This is a genomic window from Micromonospora sp. NPDC007220 (assembly GCF_040634035.1).
Lineage (GTDB): Bacteria > Actinomycetota > Actinomycetes > Mycobacteriales > Micromonosporaceae > Micromonospora > Micromonospora reichwaldensis.
Genome location: NZ_JBEYEU010000004.1, coordinates 79336 through 96303, shown reverse-complemented (window position 1 = coordinate 96303; position 16968 = coordinate 79336). Strand labels below are relative to the sequence as shown.

Below are 16968 nucleotides of genomic sequence, written 5' to 3'. Positions count from 1 at the left end.
CGGGCCCCTGGTCGGGCACCGGATCCTCTCGTTCCTGGCGACGCACGTCCGCGCGTCGCGCCCGCTAGGACCGCACCGCGTCCCGGGGCAGCGGCACCAGCGCCGCACCGACCCGCTCGACCAGCAGCGCCATCTCGTAACCCACCTGACCGACGTCGCAGCTGCGGGCCGCCAGCACGGCCATCGACGAGCCGTCGCTGATCGACATCAGGAACAGGTAGCCGCTGTCCATCTCGATGACCGTCTGGAGCACACCGCCGGCGCTGAACATCCGGGCGGCGCCCTCGGTCAGGCTGACCACGCCCGAGGTGATCGCCGCGAGCTGGTCCGCCCGGTCCGCGGGCAGGTCCCGCGAGGAGGCGAGCAGCAGCCCGTCGGCGGACACCGCCACCACGTGGGCGATCCCCGCCACGCTGTCGGCGAAGTTGGTGAGCAACCAACTCATGTCCTGCATGGCCGCTGGCCTGTTCATCGACTCGTCTCCTTGGTCGAGGTGCTGTCCTGGTCCGTGCCGGCCGCCCGGCCGCGCTGCACGCCGCGGTGGTAGGCCGACAACAGGCCCCGAACTTCGTCCGGGGTACGCCGGCTGCGGTCGCGGCCGCTCCGGGGTTCGATCCCGCCGGGCACGAGCTGTGCCTGCGGCTGCCGCTTGGGCAGCCCCGAGCGGGTGGTGCCGGCGGTGGCGGGGGCCGCCGCCCGGCTGGCCCGGGTCCAGCCTTCGTCTGCCGCCGTCCGCCAGGCGTCCGTGTCGGACGCGGGCGCCGCCGGGGGCGGGTCCGCGACCGGCGCGGCGGGGGGCGCCGCAGGGGGCGCGGCGGGAGGTGTGGCCGGCGGGGCGGGTCGCGCCGCGGCCGGCGGGGTGTACGACGGCGGTGCCGGCTGCACGGGCAGCGGAGCGGTGTCGGTGCTGCCCGGCGTACGCGTGGGCAGTCGGGGCGCGCGGGGCTGTGCCGGTGCCGGCTGGGCGGCGGCCGGCTGGGCGGCGGGTGCTGCGGCGCTGGGCGCCCCGGCGGCCTGCTGGGCCGCGGCCGACTGGCTGAAGTCGGGGCGGGTGAAAATGGCCGTGGCGTCGTTACCGTGCGACCGGAACCACACCGCCTCCATCTCCCGGAAGATCGGTGCCTCGGCCGGCAGTTCGGCGCGCGGGGTGATCGGCGCGGCGGGGGCGGGCGGGGCCGTGGCGGCCAGGCCGGCCCCGAGGCCGCGGCCGGCGCCCGGGTCGGTGCCGAAGCCGGTCTCCCGGGCGGAGCCGGCGAACCCCGCCGACAGCCCGGTGGCCGGCGAGCCGGCGATCGGGCCGACCGGCAGCGCCGGAGCGCCCGGCGCTTGCGCATCCCCGCCGGGGACGCGCTTGGGCAGCGCGTCGACCGTGGGGTACGCGACGGTCGGCGTACCGACCGAGGGGCCTCCGCCGGCGAAGGAAGGCCGGGTCGGGGGTGCCGCCGGGGGCGGCGACATCAGGCCGCCGGCCTGCACCGGGGCTGCGGTGTCCCGCGCCTGCTCCGGGGCCTGCCACGGCGTCGGGGCGGCGGACCGCCACTGGTCGGTGAGGGTGGCCGAGGCGGTACGCCCCGCGCCGGCCGGCTCGCCGAGGCCGGCCGGGGTGAGCGGGTTCTGCTCGACCGCGAGCGGCTGCCGGGGGCGGGTGATCTGCTGGTCCCGGCTGTGTACGGGCGGCAGCACCACCGTCGCGGCGGGGAGCGTCACCTGGGCGACGGTGCCGCCCTCCACGTTGCGGCGCAGCTCCACGCGGATGCTGTAGCGGGAGGCCAGCCGGCTGACCACGGCCAGACCCATCAGCCGGAACGCCGCGACGTCGACGCTCGGCGGGGCGGCCAGTCGCCGGTTGAGCGAGTCGAGCTGGTCGTCGGTCAGGCCGAGGCCCCGGTCCTCGACCTGGATCAGGACGTAGTCCCGGATCCGTCGGGCGTCGGCGACCACGGTGGTGGTCGGCGGCGAGAAGCGGGTGGCGTTGTCGAGCAGCTCGGCGACGAGCCGCACCACGTCGTTGACCGCGTGTGCCGCCACCGAGATGTCGGTGTCGACGGTGCCGAACTCGATCCGGTTGTAGAGCTCCACCTCGGACTGCGCGGCCCGCAGCACGTCCACCAGGAGGGCGTCGTCGCGGCGCGGCACGGCGGAGTCGGCGCCGGCCAGGACGAGCAGGTTCTCGTCGTTGCGGCGCATCCGGGTGGCGAGGTGGTCCAGCTCGAAGAGCTGCGCGAGCCGCTTCGGGTCCTCCTCGCCGCGCTCGATCGCGTCGAGCTCGCCGATCATGCGGTCGACCAGGGTCTGACTGCGCCGGGCCAGGTTGAGGAACATCGCCGAGACGCTGGTACGCAGCGCGGCCTGCTCGGCCGCCACCCGGACCGCCTCGCGGTGTACGACGTTGAAGGCGAGCGCGACCTGGCCCACCTCGTCGCGGTTGTTGAGCTGGATCGGGTCGCGTACCTGCCGGACGATCTCCTCGACGCCGCCGTCGCCGACGTTGCCGACGTTCTGCAGCCGCTTGACCGCGTCCGGCAGGTCGTGGTTCGCCACCGAGAGGGCGCCCTCCCGCAGCCGGCGCAGCGAGTGGTTGAGCGAGCGGGCCAGCACCACGGCGAGGGTCACCGCGACGATGAGGGTCAGCAGCACCAGCGCCGTCTCGATGAAGGCCTGCCGGATGACGTCCGACCGGGCCTGGTCGGCCTGGCTGAGCAGCCGGTCCTGGAGCCGGATCTCGGCCCACCGCATGAGGTCGTTGACCGCGCCGATGGCGGCGGTGGCGTCCTGGGCGGTCACCGGCGAGGTCTGCCCGACCGAGCGGGTGATGTCGGCGGCCACCCGGTCGGCGAGGGTGACCGCGTCACCGGAGACCGTGCTGTCGACCAGGGCGCGCTGGGTCGGGTCGGCGGCCAGGGAGAAGGCGACCAGCGCCTCCTGCTGGCTGGTCAGCGTGGCCACGAAGGAGGAGAACTGCTCCTCGTCGAGCTTGCCGGCGACGAGGGCGGTGTAGACGACCGACTGCTCCTCGGCGACGGCCGCCTTGGCGCGGGCGAACGCGGCGACCGCGCGCCGGGCGTCCGAGAGCCGCTCGTCGCCGGGCAGCTGGGCCAGCCCGTCGCCGTACGCGACCAGGTCGGTGATGATGACCCCGTAGCGGAGCGCCGCCTCGGCGACCGCCATCTGCTGGCGGTCCAGCACCTCCTGCCGGGTGCTGGCGAGCGTCTCCAGGTGCTCGTCGATGGTCGCCAGCCGCTCCCGTACGGCGGCCGGCACCTCGCCGACCCGTCCGCGCTCCGCCCGGTACGCCTCGACCCGCTCGTCGGTGCTGCGCACCCGCAGGTTGTAGGCGTCGGCCTTCTGCTGCGGCGTCGACAGGAAGGCGGCGGCGGCCATCCGCTCGGCGTGCAGGTCCTGCGTCAGCGCGGAGACGTCGATGGAGAGCGCCGTCAGCGCCCGGGCCTGGTTGGCGTCGAAGGTGTTCTCACCGACGGCGACGAGTCGGACCGTGGCCAACGCGAGCACCGCGGCGACCGGCACGACCAGGATCAGGGCGAGCTTGGAGCGGATCCGCACGTCGCGGAGCCGGGGCAGCCGACGCCGCTTGGGCTGTTCGGTGTCGCCACTCGCGGGCAGGGTCGTCGGTCCGGTGCTCACGACATCGCCTCCGTCGTTTCTTCCACGCCTGCCCCGCCGACTCGCGCCCGGTGCAGCGGACTGCGCCACACGCGGCACGGCCGCGATTTCATCAGAACTGATCCTGTTTGGGAAGTCGCGACGGGGTAGGAAACGGTCTGAGGGCTCGCATCCCGTGATCCGGTCAACTAATACCTTCAATTCTCCATGCCCGTGAACAGGGCATGTAACTCCAGAGTGGTCATCCGTGTCGTATTAGTAAGCGTTTGCAAACTTCCCGTTGCCCCACCATGTGGGATACGTGTCCCGAAACGCATCCGAGGCTCCGCTTGACCGCGGGGCGCGGCGTTGGCAAGGTTTTGCAGGCTTCGCGCACACCGTACGGCAGACCGATCCCGTTCCTCTACTGAGGACGGACAACCCGGCGGTGACCGGGTACCGCCCGGGCCGCATCTGGAGGACTGAGTTGAGCCCCATCCGCTCCGCGACCGCCGCGGCGCTCGCATCGGCCGTGCTGGCCACCACGCTCACCGGCTGCCAGTTCGGGGCGGACGAGCAGGACACGAGTCCCATCGTCATCGCCGCGGACCTCGAGCTCTCCGGCGCGGCCGCGCCCGTCGGCAAGGCGTACCAGCGGGCGCTGGAACTGAAGGTCGAGCAGCTGAACTCCTCCGGCGCGCTCAACGGCCGGAAGGTCGAGCTGCGGGTGAAGGACAACCGGTCGGACGCGAGCGAGTCGCTGCGCAACATCGGTGACTTCAGCGCTGATTCCCAAGTCAGCGCCATCATCATGGGCGGCTGCAACGAATGCGCCGTCGGTGCCGTCCGCACCATCAACGAGAAGCGAATTCCCACCATTGCGCTCGCCGCCTCCAGCGCCGTGTCCACCCCGGTCGCCGACCGGCGGTACGTGTTCAAGCTCTCCCCGAACGCGGCCGACAGCGCCGCCGCCCTCGCCGGCGAGATGCGCCGCAAGGGCGTCCGCAAGGCGGGCGTGCTGCACAGCGACGACGCCTACGGCCGCGAGGGGTTGACCGCGCTGCGCGCCGAGTTCGCGAAGGCCGGCGTCAAACTGCTGCGCGAGGAGGCCGTGCGCACCACCGCCACCGACGTCGCCAAGCCGGTCAAGGACCTGATCGACAAGAAGCCGGACGCGCTGGTCGTCTGGACCCCGGCGGAGCAGGCGACGCTGGCCGCCACCGCCGCCCAGCAGGCCAAGTACAAGGGCGAACTCTTCTTCGACGCGACGGCGGCCGGCGACCTCTTCCTCGGTGCCGCGTCCGGGGCGACCGAACGCACCACGCTGGTCTTCACCCAGACCATGGTGATCGACGACGTCATCGCCACCACCCCGGCCAAGGCGGCCCGCCGCCAGTGGTTCCAGGACTACACCGCCCGCTTCGGCGGCTACAACGGATCCTCCTCGTTCGCGGCTGACGCGGTGCAGCTCATCGCCGACGCCGAACTCCGCTCGGGCGGCGAGCCCGGCGAGGTCGACCGCGACGGCGTCCGGAACGTGCTGGAGACGACCCAGCTGGACGGTCTCTCCGGGCCGATCCGGATGACCCCGGACAACCACTCCGGCCTGATGCCGCAGGCCCTCACCACCCTGGTCGCGCGCAACGGGCGCTGGCGCCTCGCGGGCTGACCGGCCGGTCGGTGGTGGACGGGACCCGACGCACGGGACCGCGTCGGACCAGCGCGTCGGTGTGGCCCGCCGTACCCCGGCGGGCCACACCATCGACCGTTCCGACCGGTCAGCGGGCCGACGTGGTGGCGCGGACCCACGGCAGGGCGAGCCGCTCGACCAGGGACAGTGCGCTGTAGAGCAGGATGCTCATCAGCGCGATCAGCACGATCGCCGCCCAGGCGGTCGCGGTGTCCCCCACGCCGTTGTACTGCAGGATCTGGTAGCCCAGCCCCGGCTTGTCGGAGTAGAACTCGCCGATCACCGCGCCGATCGCGGCCAGCGGCATCGCCACCTTGAGCCCGACGAAGATCTGCGGCAGCGCGGCGGGGAGGCGCACCTTGCGGAACGCCTGCCACCACGAGGCGTTCAGCGACCGGGCCAGCTCGGCCAGGTCGTTGGGGGTGGTGGTGAGACCGGTCGCCGTGGAGAGCACGACCGGGAAGAAGCAGAGCAGGAACACCATGGTCAGGATCGGCTTCGTACCCCAGCCGACCGAGACCACCAGCAGCGGCCCGAGGGCGATCTTCGGCACCGCGTTGACCGCCACCAGCAGCGGCGCGAACATCCGCTCGACGCGGCGGGAGCCGGCCAGGGCCATCCCGATCAGCACCCCGGCCACCGCCGACAGCAGGAAGCCGACCACCGTCATCGTGGTGGTGACCCCCAGCGCCGGCATCAGCACGTCGGCGCCCGCGACCAGCGCCTTCCACACCGCCTGCGGCGGGGGCAGCGACACCGGGTGCACCAGTTGCAGGCCCGACGTGACCAGCCACCAGGCGGCCACCGTGATCACCGCGCCGAGCAGCGGCAGCCCGACGGCTGCCGGGCGTACGCCGGAGCGGCGCGGGGCCGTGGGCCGGCGCGCGGGCTCCGTTCCGGTGCGGACGGACCGGGTACCGGTCGTCTCCGTCACGGATTTCTCCTCTCCTGCCGGCCGGGCCGGCACGCGACGGGGGGTGCGGTCGACCGGGTCGCCCCGGTCGACCGCACCCCCCGTGCCACGGTGGGCGGCTGTCAGGCCTTCGGCGCGAGGCTGAAGTCGATGATCTGGTCGGGGGTGATGTTCTGCTTGAGCGCGCCGGCGCCCTGCAGGATCGCGATGCTCTTGGCGACCCGGCCGCTGTCCAGGGTGCCGAGCTGGGTGCCGGAGTTGCTGGAGCGCACGTAGCCGGCCATGAGCTGGAGCTCGGCGGCGGCCGCGGCGGGGTTGGCGGCGTCAACGTTCTTCTTCAGCAGCTCGCCCGCCTCCTGCGGGTTGGTCAGCGCGTAGTCCAGGCCCTTCAACAGGGCCCCGGTGAACCGCTTGACCATCTCCGGCTTCTCCTTGGCGATCTTGGAGGAGGTGATCAGCACGTTGCCGTAGAGGTCCTGCATCACGTTGCTGTAGGGCAGCATGACGGCCTTCTGCTTGGTCACCGTCTCGATCGTGGGCTGGCCGACCACGAACTGGCCGATGCCGTCCACCGTGCCGGAGCCGAGCATGCCCATCAGGGCCTGCGCCTGGCCGGGCACCCACTGCACCTTGCTGGCGTCCACGCCGGCCATCCGGGCGTACGTCGGGAAGAGGTTGCGCACGACGGAGCCCTCGGTGTCGGCGAGCTTCTTGCCCTCCAGGTCCTTCGGCGACGCGATGCCCTTGCCCTCGACGGTGGCGATGGCGGCCATCGTGCGCTGCTGGATCGCGGCGACCGCGACGAAGTCCTTGGCCTGGCCGCCGCCGAGCTGGAGCAGACCGCCGGTGAGGTCGATCGGGCCGAACTGGGCCTGGCCGCCGACGATTGTCGAGATCACGGCGTTGGTGCCCTGACCCGGCTTGATGTCGACGTCGAACCCGGCCTCCTTGAAGAAGCCCTTCTCCTTAGCGACCCAGGCGTAGGCGTCACGGCCGAAGTTGCCGAACGAGGTGAGGTAGGTCACCTTCTCCAACGCCGCGCCGTTGCCGCCCTTGGCGTCGGCGCCGGAGTCCGAGTCGCCGCTGCACCCGGAGACCAGGGCGAGGGCGGTGGCCAGCGCAGCGGCAGCGACCGTACGGGTCAGCCTTCTCATCAGTGCACCATGTCCTTTCCGACCGGAGCGGCACGCCGCCGCCGGAGGGGGTTGTCTGGCGGGCCGGCCGAGGGGTTGGGCCGGCAAACCGTCGTGAGGGGACTCTTAGCTGGCACAGCGTACGAGAAACCGGCCCTGACAATGCCCGGCGTATGGGTTTCGTTACGGAAAAATCCTCGCTTCCACCCCGGACGTCGTGTCGTCCACACCAGGCGGTTACCCTGGGCCGCGATCGCTGATCGCCGACTCAGGAGGTCCGCCGGAGATGATCAAGCTTTCCGGGGTGTCCCGCACCTTCGACGGCCGCAGCGGCCGGGTCGAGGCGCTGCGCGGCATCGACCTCGACGTGGCGGCGGGCGAGTTCGTCGCCGTACTCGGCCGCTCCGGTTGCGGCAAGTCCACGATGCTGCGTCTGATCGCCGGCCTGCTCCCGGTCAGCGAGGGCAGGATCACCGTGGCCGGTGCGCCGATCACCAAGCCCCGCCCGGACATCGCGATGCTCTTCCAGCGGCCGGCCCTGCTCCCCTGGCGCACCGTCCTGGACAACGTCCTGCTGCCGGTCGAGATGTTCGGCTGGAAGCGGGCCAAGCACCGCGACCGGGCCCGGCAACTGCTGGAACTCGCCGGACTGGGCGGCTTCGAGAAGCGGCTGCCGCACGAACTCTCCGGCGGCATGCAGCAGCGCGTCTCGCTGTGCCGGTCGCTGATCGGCGAGCCCCGGGTGATGCTGATGGACGAGCCGTTCTCCGCGCTCGACGCGCTCACCCGCGAGGAACTCTCCGGCGAGTTGCAGCGCGTGCACATGACGTCCGGGGCCACCGTCGTCTTCGTCACCCACTCGATCGACGAGGCGGTGCTGCTGGCCGACCGGGTGGTCGTACTCAGCCCTCGCCCCGGCCGGATCCGCAAGGTGGTCGACGTGAACATCCCGCGACCGCGCACCCTCGGCCGCAACGCGCACCTGGCGGACGTCGCCCGGGTCAGCGCCGACCTGCACGAACTCCTCATGGAGCGGGACCTGCCGGTGACAGCCGGCGCGGAAACACGATGAGCATGCGGGTCACCGTCTTCACCGAGCCGCACCGGGGCGCCAGCTACGACGACCAGCTCCGCTTCGCCCGGCTGGCCGAGGACGGCGGCTTCGAGGGCTTCCTCCGCGCCGACCACTACCAGGCGATGGGTGACGAGCCCGCGCCCCCCGGCCCGACCGACGCCTGGCTGACGCTGGCCGCGCTGGCCCGCGAGACCAGCCGGATCCGGCTCGGCACCCTGGTCACCTCCGCCACCTTCCGGCTGCCCGGCCCGCTGGCCGTGATGGTGGCCCAGGTGGACCAGATGAGCGGCGGCCGGGTCGACCTCGGCATCGGCGCCGGCTGGTACGAACGCGAGCACACCTCCTACGGCATCCCGTTCCCGGGCATCGGCGAGCGCTTCGACCGGCTCGCCGAGCAGTTGGAGATCATCACCGGGCTGTGGCGGACGCCGCCGGGCGAGACGTACAGCTTCACCGGCGACCACTACCGGCTGGTGGACGCCCCCGCCCTGCCGAAGCCGGTGCAGGTGCCCGGCCCACCGGTCATCGTGGGCGGACGCGGCCCGAAGCGCACCCCCGACCTCGCCGCCCGCTACGCCGACGAGTTCAACATGCCGTTCAAGACCGTCGCGGAGACCGCCGCCGCGTACGAGCGGGTGCGGGAGGCCTGCGACCGGGCCGGCCGGGCCGAGTCGGGACGCGCCCCGCTCACCCTCTCCGCCGGCATCGTGGTGGCGATCGGCCGCACCGACGCCGAGGCGCAGCGCCGCGCCGCCCCGCTGCACGCCACGAGCGCGCTGCCGCCGGAGGACGCGGTGGTCGGCTCGCCCGCGCAGCTCGTCGACCGGATCGGCGAGTTCGCCGCCGTCGGCGCCACCCGGGTGCACCTGCGCCTGATCGACTTCGCCGACCTCGACCACCTGGAGCTCATCGCCGCCGAGGTGCTCCCCCGACTGGACGGAACCCGATGACCGACGCACACCTCGAACTCGGCCCGGTGGGCCAGGAGATCGTGTACGAGAACGACCGCGTCCGCGTCTGGCACATCCGGCTGGAGCCGGGCGAGCGGCAGCCGCTGCACCGGCACGACCACCCGTACCTCGTGGTGGCGATCCAGGGCGCGAAGAACGTCGTACAGACGATCGACGGCACCCTCATCGACGCCGACGAGCCGACCGGCGGGGTGGTCTACCGGGATCCGGGCGCCGTGCACATGCTGACCAACGTGGGCGACACGACGTACCTGGCCCGGCTGGTCGAACTGAAGTAACCGCCGGCCGGCGGGTCGCCCCCCGCTCGCGGCGCGCCGGTGGCGGCCTGGTCAACAGGTGCGTAACGTGCCGGACATGGCCTTTCGGACCTGGGGCAGACTGCTGCTCACCGCGCTCGGGGTGAGCCTGCTGGCCGGGGCCGGTCAGCTCGGCATCGCCTTCGGCTTCGGCATCGTCCGGCTCTCCGGCACCTTCACCGGCGCCACCATCAACCAGTGGCCGGCCCAGCTCGTCTGGGCGGGCTGGTTCGCGGCGAACGCCGCCGTGGTGGGCGCGGTGCTCACCGAGCGCCTGGCCCGCCGGGACGGCGGGCTGGCCGGCACCGGGCGCCTGCTCGCCGTCGCCGGCGCCGCCGCGCTGGGCGCCACCGTCGTCGCGCCGCTCTGCATGCAGCCGGCCCGGGCGGCCGAACTCGTCTCGATGGACCCGGTCTGGGCCGTCGGCATCTGCGCGGTCCTCGGTGCGCTGGTGGGCGCGGGTGCCGCCGTCGCCGTCCTGCTCCAGCCGCCGGTGGGATGGAACGTGGCGGCGATCGCGGGCGCGCTCTGGCTGCTGGCCCTGGTCTCGGTGGCCCCGTCGCTGGTCTCGACCGGCCCGCTGGGCACCGTACGACTGGGGGTGCTGGAGCCGGCGTCCCTCGACGCCGGCGCGGTGCAGGGGCTGGCCCTGGTGGTCCTGCCGCTGGTGGCCCTGCTGGCCGGCGCGGCGACCGGCGGACTGGCCCGGTGGCGGGGCCACCCGCCGCTGGTCAGCGGCGCGACGGGGGTGGCGGGACCGGCGCTTGTCGCGTTCGCCTACCTGACCGCCGGTCCGGGCGACACCGCCGACCGCTACCAACTCACGCCGTACTACGCGGCGCTGCTCGCGGTGGCCCTCGGCGCGCTCGGGTCGGCCGCGGCCGCGCTGCTGCGCTGGCCGCTCGTCACGCGCACCGCCCCCACCGGGGCCATCGAGCCGACCGACATCCTCCGGCCCCTGCCAACCGGTCCGGCCCTGCCGCAGACCCCGGCGCCCACCGGCGGGAGCGACGAGCCGGAGACGGTCGACCTGGCCGGCGCCACCCTGGTCGTCGCCGACCAGGCCAGCGGCGGTACGGGCTCCGGCGCGGTCACCGCCGCCACCGGCGACGGCCCGGCACCCCGGGCCGTGCCCCCGCACTGGGACTGGCCCGCCGATGGAGGAACAGTCCCGGCTCCCGCCGCCAACGTCCGGGCGGGCGCGGTTCCCGCGTGGACGGCCGAACCGCCGGCTTCGACTCCCGGCAACCCGCCCACAGTCGACCGGGGCCGCGAACCGGAGCCCACCCGCACCCAGGACAGCACCGACGAGCGCGCCCCGGGCACGTCGTCCGCACCGGGTGCCCCGGCCCCACCCTTCGCGGCCGCACCGGTCGCACCGGTGGCACCGGTCGCACCGGCCGCACCGGCGGCACCGGCCGCACCGGCCGCACCGGCGGCACCGGCCGCACCGGCCGCACCGGTGGCACCGGTGGCACCGGTCGCACCGACTGTCCCGGCTGCACCGGCTGCTCCGGTCGCGCCGCTGGCACCGACCGGCCCGGCCACCCCGACCGTCCCGGCGGTGCCGGTCGCCGACGAGGCGCCGCCAGCCGGGAAGACGGCCCCCGACGCGCAGCCCGCCGGGGAGGTGACGGCCGCCGCACGGTCGACCGGAGGGGCGACGACTGCGGCACAGCCGGTCGGGGCGGCGGCGCCCGACGGACAGCCGGCCAGCGCAGCGACTCCCGCAGGCCAGCCGGCAGAGGGACCAACACAGCCGGCCGAAAGACCGGCACCCGCAGGACAGCCGGCAGAGGCAGTCGCCGACCAGCGGGTCGTCCCGAACGCGCCCAAGCCCCGCCGCACCCGTAAGCCCCGCTCGACGCGCCAGCCCGCCGCCCCGGCGGCACCGGAGGGTGCGGGCCCGGTACCCGTCGTCACGGGCGCCCCCGAGACCGGGGCCGCCGAGCCCGGCGCGGCGATGTCGTCGCCGTCCACAGACGCCTCCGCCGCGCCCGACACCACGCCCAGCACGACCGCACCCGGCACGACGACCAGCCCCCAGCTCGGTGCCCCGGCCAGCACCGGACCCGACACCGCGACCGGCCCCGCGCTCGACGACACGACCGGGTCCGAGCCCGGCACCACCATCGGGTACGAGTCCGGCACCACGACCGGGTACGAGTCCGGCAACACGACCGAGGCCAGGTCCGGCAGCGCGACCGACGCCAAGCCCAGCAGCACGACCGGTCCCGAGTTCGGTGCCGCTGCGGCCGACGCCGCGCCCGGCAGCACGGCCGTTGCGGGTTCCGGCGTACCGCGGCCGGACGACAGCGGCCACCACGCGGTGCCGCTCTTCGCGGCGGACGGCGAGGCGGCTCCCGGCCGGGCCGTCGGGCCGGACGCCGGCACCGCTCCCCCGCCCACCCCGGCCTGGCCCGTCTCGCCCCGGCCCCAGGCCGACGGCACGGCCGAGGCCGCACAGCCGGCCACGGAACCCGCGCCCGACCCGGCACCCCGGCCCCGCCACCGGGCCCCGATGCCCGACCTGGCCCGGGCCGCGAACTGGGAGGCGCTCACCACCGCACGACGGGGCGGTCCCGTCCCGGCGCCCGTCGACGCCGCGCCGGAGAACGGCATCCCCACCGCCCGGGCGGAGGCGCCCGCGCCCGGCTCCCCGTCGCCCGCCGAGGCCGAGCAGCCCACCGGGCGGGGCCGGGGCCGGCTGGGTCTGTTCCGCCGCAACCGGCCCCGGGCCGAGGACGCCCCGGGCGACCGGGAGTCCGAGCCGCTGCCGGCGCAGGACGAGGAGTACGTGGACTGGGTCGCCGGCCTCAGCAAGCCGGTCCCGGACAACGAACCCGAGCAGGAGAGCGGCCGGCGGTCGTTGCGCTCCACCGGCCGCCACCACCGCGACTGACCCGACCGGGCGACGCCAGCCCCGCCCGGGGTGACCGGAGCCGGGGCGGCGCCGCCCTTTCTCCCGGACGTCGGCGGGGACGGGTGTCGTCGCCGGACGCCCGGTCGCGCCGCTCAGGCGAGCGGCAGGTAGACCCGGCCGCCGGAGGAGAGGAACTCCTCCGACTTGTCCTGCATGCCGCGCGCCGCGTACTCCTTCAGCTCCTGGGTGATCTTCATGGAGCAGAACTTCGGGCCGCACATCGAGCAGAAGTGGGCGGTCTTCGCCGGCTCCGCCGGCAGGGTCGCGTCGTGGTACGAGCGCGCGGTCTCCGGGTCCAGCGACAGGTTGAACTGGTCTTCCCAGCGGAACTCGAACCGCGCCCTGGACAGCGCGTCGTCCCACGCCTGCGCGCCCGGGTGCCCCTTGGCCAGGTCGGCCGCGTGGGCCGCGATCTTGTACGCGATCACGCCGGCCTTCACGTCGTCGCGGTCCGGCAGCCCCAGGTGCTCCTTCGGGGTCACGTAGCAGAGCATCGCGGTGCCGAACATGCCAATCATCGCCGCGCCGATCGCCGACGTGATGTGGTCGTACGCGGGGGCGATGTCGGTGGTCAGCGGGCCGAGGGTGTAGAACGGCGCCTCGTGGCACCACTCCTGCTGAAGGTCCACGTTCTCCTTGATCTTGTGCATCGGCACGTGGCCGGGGCCCTCGATCATCACCTGCACGTCGTGCTCCCAGGCGACCTTCGTCAGCTCGCCCAGGGTGCGCAGCTCGGCGAACTGCGCCTCGTCGTTGGCGTCCGCGATCGAGCCGGGGCGCAGCCCGTCGCCGAGCGAGAACGTCACGTCGTAGCGCGCGAGCAGCGAACACAGCTCGGCGAAGTTCGTGTAGAGGAAGTTCTCCTCGTGGTGCGCCAGGCACCAGGCCGCCATGATCGAGCCGCCCCGCGACACGATCCCGGTCACCCGGTCCACCGCCAGCGGCACGTACGGCAGCAGCACCCCGGCGTGCACCGTCATGTAGTCGACGCCCTGCTCGGCCTGCTCGATGACGGTCTCCCGGAACACCTCCCAGCTCAGCTTCACCGGGTCGCCGCCGACCTTCTCCAGCGCCTGGTAGATCGGCACGGTGCCGATCGGCACCGGCGAGTTCCGCACGATCGCCTCGCGGGTCTCGTGGATCCGCTTCCCCGTCGACAGGTCCATGACGGTGTCCGCGCCCCACCGGGTGGCCCAGGTCAGCTTCTCCACCTCCTCGGCGACCGACGAGGAGACCGCCGAGGTGCCGATGTTGGCGTTCACCTTCACCAGGAACGCCTTGCCGATGATGGCCGGCTCGCACTCGGGGTGGTTGACGTTGAGCGGCAGCACGGCCCGTCCGGCGGCGATCTCGTCCCGGACGAACTCCGGCGCCATCCCCTCCCGCACTGCCACGAACTCCATTTCCGGCGTCACCACGCCGGCCCGCGCGTACGCGAGCTGGGTGGGGCGGCGGCCGTCCGCGCCCGCGAGCGGGGTGCCCGCGCCCCGCACCGGTGCGACGTCGCCGCGCTCGGCGATCCACCCCGCACGCAGCGGCGGCAGCCCCACCTCCGGATCGGAGCCGGGGCCGGAGGTGTCGTAGAGCCGCAGCGGCGGGTTGTCACCGGTCAGTTCCACCTCGGCGAACGGCACCCGCACGTCCGGCCGGGACCCCTCCACGTACACCTTGCGACGTGCCTGCATGACAGCCTCCCTGGTGGTCAAGCGGACCAGCCGAAGTGGTCCAGCGGGCCGCGTCCCGCGCCCAGCTCCCAGTGCCGCGCGCCGGTCAGCGCGCGGAGGACGTACTCCTTGGCGGCGGCGACCGCCGTCGGCACCTCGTCGCCGAGCGCCAGCCGCACCGTGATCGCCGCCGAGAACGAGCACCCGGTGCCGTGGTTGTGCCGGGTGTCGACCCGCGGCGCGCGGAGCAGGGTCGTGACGCCGCCGCCGTGCAGCACGTCGACCGCCTCACCGTCGGCGTCCACGTCGCCGCCGGTCACCACCACGTGCGCCGGGCCGCCGGCCGCGAGCGCCTCGGCGGCGGCCGCCATCTCCTCGACCGTGGTCACCGGGCGTCCGGTGATGGCCGCGGCCTCCGCGCAGTTCGGCGTCGCCACCTGCGCGTACGGCAACAGCCGCTCCACGGCGGCGACCACGCCCAGCCGGTGCCCGCTGGTGGCGACGAGCACCGGATCGACGACGAGGTGCGGCAGCCGGCCGTCCCTGGCGGCGTCCGCCACCGCGTCGGCGACCGCCGGAGTGCCGAGCACCCCCGTCTTGACGGCGCGGACGGTGAAGTCGGCGAGCACGCTGTCGAGCTGCTCGGTGACGGTGCGCGGCGGCAGCGGCAGCACGGCGTCGACGCCCCTCGTGTTCTGCGCGGTGACCGCGGTGAGCACGCTGGTGCCGTACGCGCCGAGGGCCGCGAAGACCTTCAGGTCGGCCTGGATGCCGGCACCTGCGCCGGAGTCGGAGCCGGCGATGGTGAGCACGGTCGTCGGGGTCATCGTTCCTCTTCCGTGATGGCGTACGGGATCTCGCGCCGGGCCTGCGCGATCGTCGCGCTTGAGGGCTGCGGGGTGGTGACGGCTGCGGGCTGCCCGGTAGTTGCGGTTGAGGGCTGCGGCCGACCGTGCCCACTCCGGGCGGTCAGGCTTGATCCCTCCGTGGGCACGGTCGGCCTCAGCCCCGTCCCGGAGACCTCCGTGCGGCCCCGCCGGCTGCGCGTCGTCCCAGCAGGATCCGAGCTGCCGCGCCGGGTCCGGCTCGCCCCATCGAGAGGATCTGTGCTGTCGTGCCGGGTCTGGTCCGCCGCGTCGGAAGGATCTGGGCTGTCGTGCCGGGTCCGGCTCGCCGCGTCGGTGGCTGCCGTGAGGGTGGCGGCTGCCGCCTCGGGGTCGTCGGCGCGCATGATCGCGCCGAGCACCGCCACGCCGACGGCTCCCGCTTCGACGCAGGCGGCCACCTGGTCCGGGCTCTGCACTCCGCCGAGCGCCAGGACCGGCACGGGGCTGTGCCGGATCAGCGTGCCGAGCCCGTCCGGGCGCAGGGGTGGGCCGTAGCCGGGCTTGGTGCTGGTCGGGTAGACGGGCGAAAGGGTCGCGTAGTCCTCGGTGGTCAGGCGCGCCAGCTCCGCCCGGTCGTGGCAGGAACGGCCCACCAGGCCGAGGCTCGGCGGCGGGTACGGCCCTGCCGACGGCAGGTGCACCGCGTCGCCGTCGAGCGGGTCGGGGCCGGCGACGATCAGGGTGCCGCCCGCCTCGGCGAGGATCGCGCGCAGCTCGGCGGCGAGGGCGGCGCGCTCGGCCCGCGGGAGGTCCTTCTCCCGCAGCACCACCCAGCGCACTCCCCCGGCCACCGCCCCCGCCACGACCTCGGCCAACGGCCGCCGAGCCTGCCGCCGGTCGGTCAGCAGCAGGACGCCGGCCGGCCCGCCCGAGATCTTGGTAGGTTCGGGCCCCTCCAGGGGCTCTTCCCTACCAAGATCCAAAGCCGAAGCTGGCGCGACGGCCGGAGCCAGCGCCGAAACGACAGCCGGGGGTGCCGAAACAGCGCCCGGAGCCGGCGCGGCGGCCGGGGGCGAAGCGCAACCGGGGCCGGGGGCGGGGCGGGTCACAGGTCCGGCCGTCCCTCGTCCGGGGTGGAGGCGAGCGCGTGGAAGCGCCGGCCGATCCGGCCCGCCCCGTACGCGAGCCGGCCCGCCTCGACCGCGTACCGCATCGCGGTGGCCATCGCCACCGGGTCGGCGGCGCGGGTGACCGCGCTGGCGAGCAGCACCGCGTCGCAGCCCAGCTCCATGGCCAACGCGGCGTCCGAGGCGGTGCCGATGCCGGCGTCCAGGATCACCGGCACGTCGACGCTCTGCCGGATCAGCCGGATGTGGTGCGGGTTCGACACACCCAGGCCGGAGCCGATCGGCGCGCCCGCCGGCATCACCGCCGCGCAGCCGACGTCGGCCAGCCGCCGGGCCAGGATCGGGTCGTCCGACGTGTACGGCAGCACGACGAACCCGTCGTCGACGAGTTCCTCGGCGGCGCGCAGCAGCTCCACCCCGTCGGGCAGCAGCGTGCGCTCGTCGCCGATCACCTCCAGCTTCACCCAGTCCGTGCCGAACGCCTCCCGGGCCAGGTGCGCCACCTTGACCGCCTCGCCCGCCGTGTAGCAGCCGGCGGTGTTCGGCAGCAGCCGTACGCCGCAGCGGTCGAGCAGGTCCAGCAGCCCGCCGGCCGTGCCGGGGGCGGTGTCGACGCGGCGCAGGGCCAGGGTGACCAGTTCGGTGCCGGAGGCACGGATGGCGTCCTCCAGCACGCGCAGGTTGGCCGCGCCGCCGGTGCCGAGGATCAGCCGGGACGTGAAGCTCACGCCGCCCAGGTCGAAGCTCAC

12 protein-coding genes and 1 pseudogene are annotated in these 16968 nt (G+C 74.2%); 5 read left to right on the top strand and 8 right to left on the bottom strand.

Features of this window, described 5'->3' with window-relative positions; all coding sequences use genetic code 11:
- Positions 1 to 64: 64 nt before the first annotated feature.
- Positions 65 to 472 carry a roadblock/LC7 domain-containing protein gene (locus ABZ573_RS11010; protein WP_067359650.1) on the bottom strand — a complete coding sequence of 136 codons (408 nt, stop codon included), beginning with the start codon at positions 470 to 472 and terminating at the stop codon, positions 65 to 67.
- Positions 469 to 3642: a sensor histidine kinase gene (locus ABZ573_RS11005; RefSeq protein ID WP_327029586.1), complete on the bottom strand. Its 3174-nt coding sequence runs from the start codon at positions 3640 to 3642 to the stop codon at positions 469 to 471. Before ABZ573_RS11005 ends, ABZ573_RS11010 begins: the two co-directional genes overlap by 4 nt.
- A gap of 445 nt (positions 3643 to 4087) precedes the next feature.
- Here ABZ573_RS11005 and ABZ573_RS11000 point away from each other — a divergent pair, with 445 nt between their 5' ends.
- Entirely contained in the window at positions 4088 to 5269 is a 1182-nt protein-coding gene (locus ABZ573_RS11000; protein ID WP_151454589.1) for an ABC transporter substrate-binding protein, read from the top strand.
- Positions 5270 to 5378: 109 nt separating this feature from the next.
- Here ABZ573_RS11000 and ABZ573_RS10995 read toward each other — a convergent pair whose 3' ends face one another.
- Both ABZ573_RS10995 and ABZ573_RS10990 read right to left on the bottom strand, forming a co-directional pair.
- Complete coding sequence (locus ABZ573_RS10995) at positions 5379 to 6224, bottom strand: ABC transporter permease (protein ID WP_358117480.1); 846 nt, start codon at positions 6222 to 6224, stop codon at positions 5379 to 5381.
- A gap of 101 nt (positions 6225 to 6325) precedes the next feature.
- Positions 6326 to 7357: an ABC transporter substrate-binding protein gene (locus ABZ573_RS10990; protein WP_358117477.1), complete on the bottom strand. Its 1032-nt coding sequence runs from the start codon at positions 7355 to 7357 to the stop codon at positions 6326 to 6328.
- Between the two features lie 265 nt (positions 7358 to 7622).
- Between ABZ573_RS10990 and ABZ573_RS10985 the strand changes: the two genes are divergently transcribed.
- The 4 genes from ABZ573_RS10985 (at position 7623) to ABZ573_RS10970 (ending at position 12580) form a co-directional block, all read left to right on the top strand.
- Complete coding sequence (locus tag ABZ573_RS10985) at positions 7623 to 8408, top strand: ABC transporter ATP-binding protein (protein WP_151454592.1); 786 nt, start codon at positions 7623 to 7625, stop codon at positions 8406 to 8408.
- A 2-nt stretch (positions 8409 to 8410) separates the two neighbouring features.
- On the top strand, positions 8411 to 9361 hold the full coding sequence (locus ABZ573_RS10980; RefSeq protein ID WP_151454594.1) for an LLM class F420-dependent oxidoreductase: 951 nt from the start codon (positions 8411 to 8413) through the stop codon (positions 9359 to 9361).
- Positions 9358 to 9660: a cupin gene (locus tag ABZ573_RS10975; protein ID WP_088998381.1), complete on the top strand. Its 303-nt coding sequence runs from the start codon at positions 9358 to 9360 to the stop codon at positions 9658 to 9660. The genes ABZ573_RS10980 and ABZ573_RS10975 overlap by 4 nt, the downstream gene beginning before the upstream one ends.
- Positions 9661 to 9736: 76 nt before the next feature.
- Positions 9737 to 12580 (top strand): hypothetical protein, encoded by a 2844-nt coding sequence (locus ABZ573_RS10970; RefSeq protein ID WP_358117473.1) that lies wholly within the window; start codon positions 9737 to 9739, stop codon positions 12578 to 12580.
- Positions 12581 to 12693: 113 nt separating this feature from the next.
- Here the strand turns inward: ABZ573_RS10970 and thiC are convergent, their stop codons facing one another.
- From thiC to ABZ573_RS10950, 4 genes and pseudogenes are all read right to left on the bottom strand, one after another.
- Entirely contained in the window at positions 12694 to 14286 is a 1593-nt protein-coding gene (gene thiC, locus ABZ573_RS10965; RefSeq protein WP_358117471.1) for a phosphomethylpyrimidine synthase ThiC, read from the bottom strand.
- 17 nt (positions 14287 to 14303) lie between these two features.
- Positions 14304 to 15092, bottom strand: coding sequence for a bifunctional hydroxymethylpyrimidine kinase/phosphomethylpyrimidine kinase (gene thiD / locus ABZ573_RS10960; RefSeq protein WP_358117469.1), 789 nt, complete (start codon positions 15090 to 15092; stop codon positions 14304 to 14306).
- Between the two features lie 341 nt (positions 15093 to 15433).
- Positions 15434 to 16027 (bottom strand): annotated as a pseudogene (locus ABZ573_RS10955) (thiamine phosphate synthase); the annotation flags it as partial.
- A gap of 170 nt (positions 16028 to 16197) precedes the next feature.
- Positions 16198 to 16968: a thiazole synthase gene (locus ABZ573_RS10950; RefSeq protein ID WP_358117467.1), complete on the bottom strand. Its 771-nt coding sequence runs from the start codon at positions 16966 to 16968 to the stop codon at positions 16198 to 16200.

Coding starts and splice junctions, on each gene's coding strand:
- ABZ573_RS10985 (WP_151454592.1), top strand. CDS start 7,623: ATGATCAAGCTTTCCGGGGTGTCCCGCACCTTCGACGGCCGCAGCGGC.
- ABZ573_RS11010 (WP_067359650.1), bottom strand. CDS start 472: ATGAACAGGCCAGCGGCCATGCAGGACATGAGTTGGTTGCTCACCAAC.
- ABZ573_RS10990 (WP_358117477.1), bottom strand. CDS start 7,357: ATGAGAAGGCTGACCCGTACGGTCGCTGCCGCTGCGCTGGCCACCGCC.
- thiD (WP_358117469.1), bottom strand. CDS start 15,092: ATGACCCCGACGACCGTGCTCACCATCGCCGGCTCCGACTCCGGCGCA.
- ABZ573_RS10980 (WP_151454594.1), top strand. CDS start 8,411: ATGCGGGTCACCGTCTTCACCGAGCCGCACCGGGGCGCCAGCTACGAC.
- ABZ573_RS10975 (WP_088998381.1), top strand. CDS start 9,358: ATGACCGACGCACACCTCGAACTCGGCCCGGTGGGCCAGGAGATCGTG.
- thiC (WP_358117471.1), bottom strand. CDS start 14,286: ATGCAGGCACGTCGCAAGGTGTACGTGGAGGGGTCCCGGCCGGACGTG.
- ABZ573_RS10970 (WP_358117473.1), top strand. CDS start 9,737: ATGGCCTTTCGGACCTGGGGCAGACTGCTGCTCACCGCGCTCGGGGTG.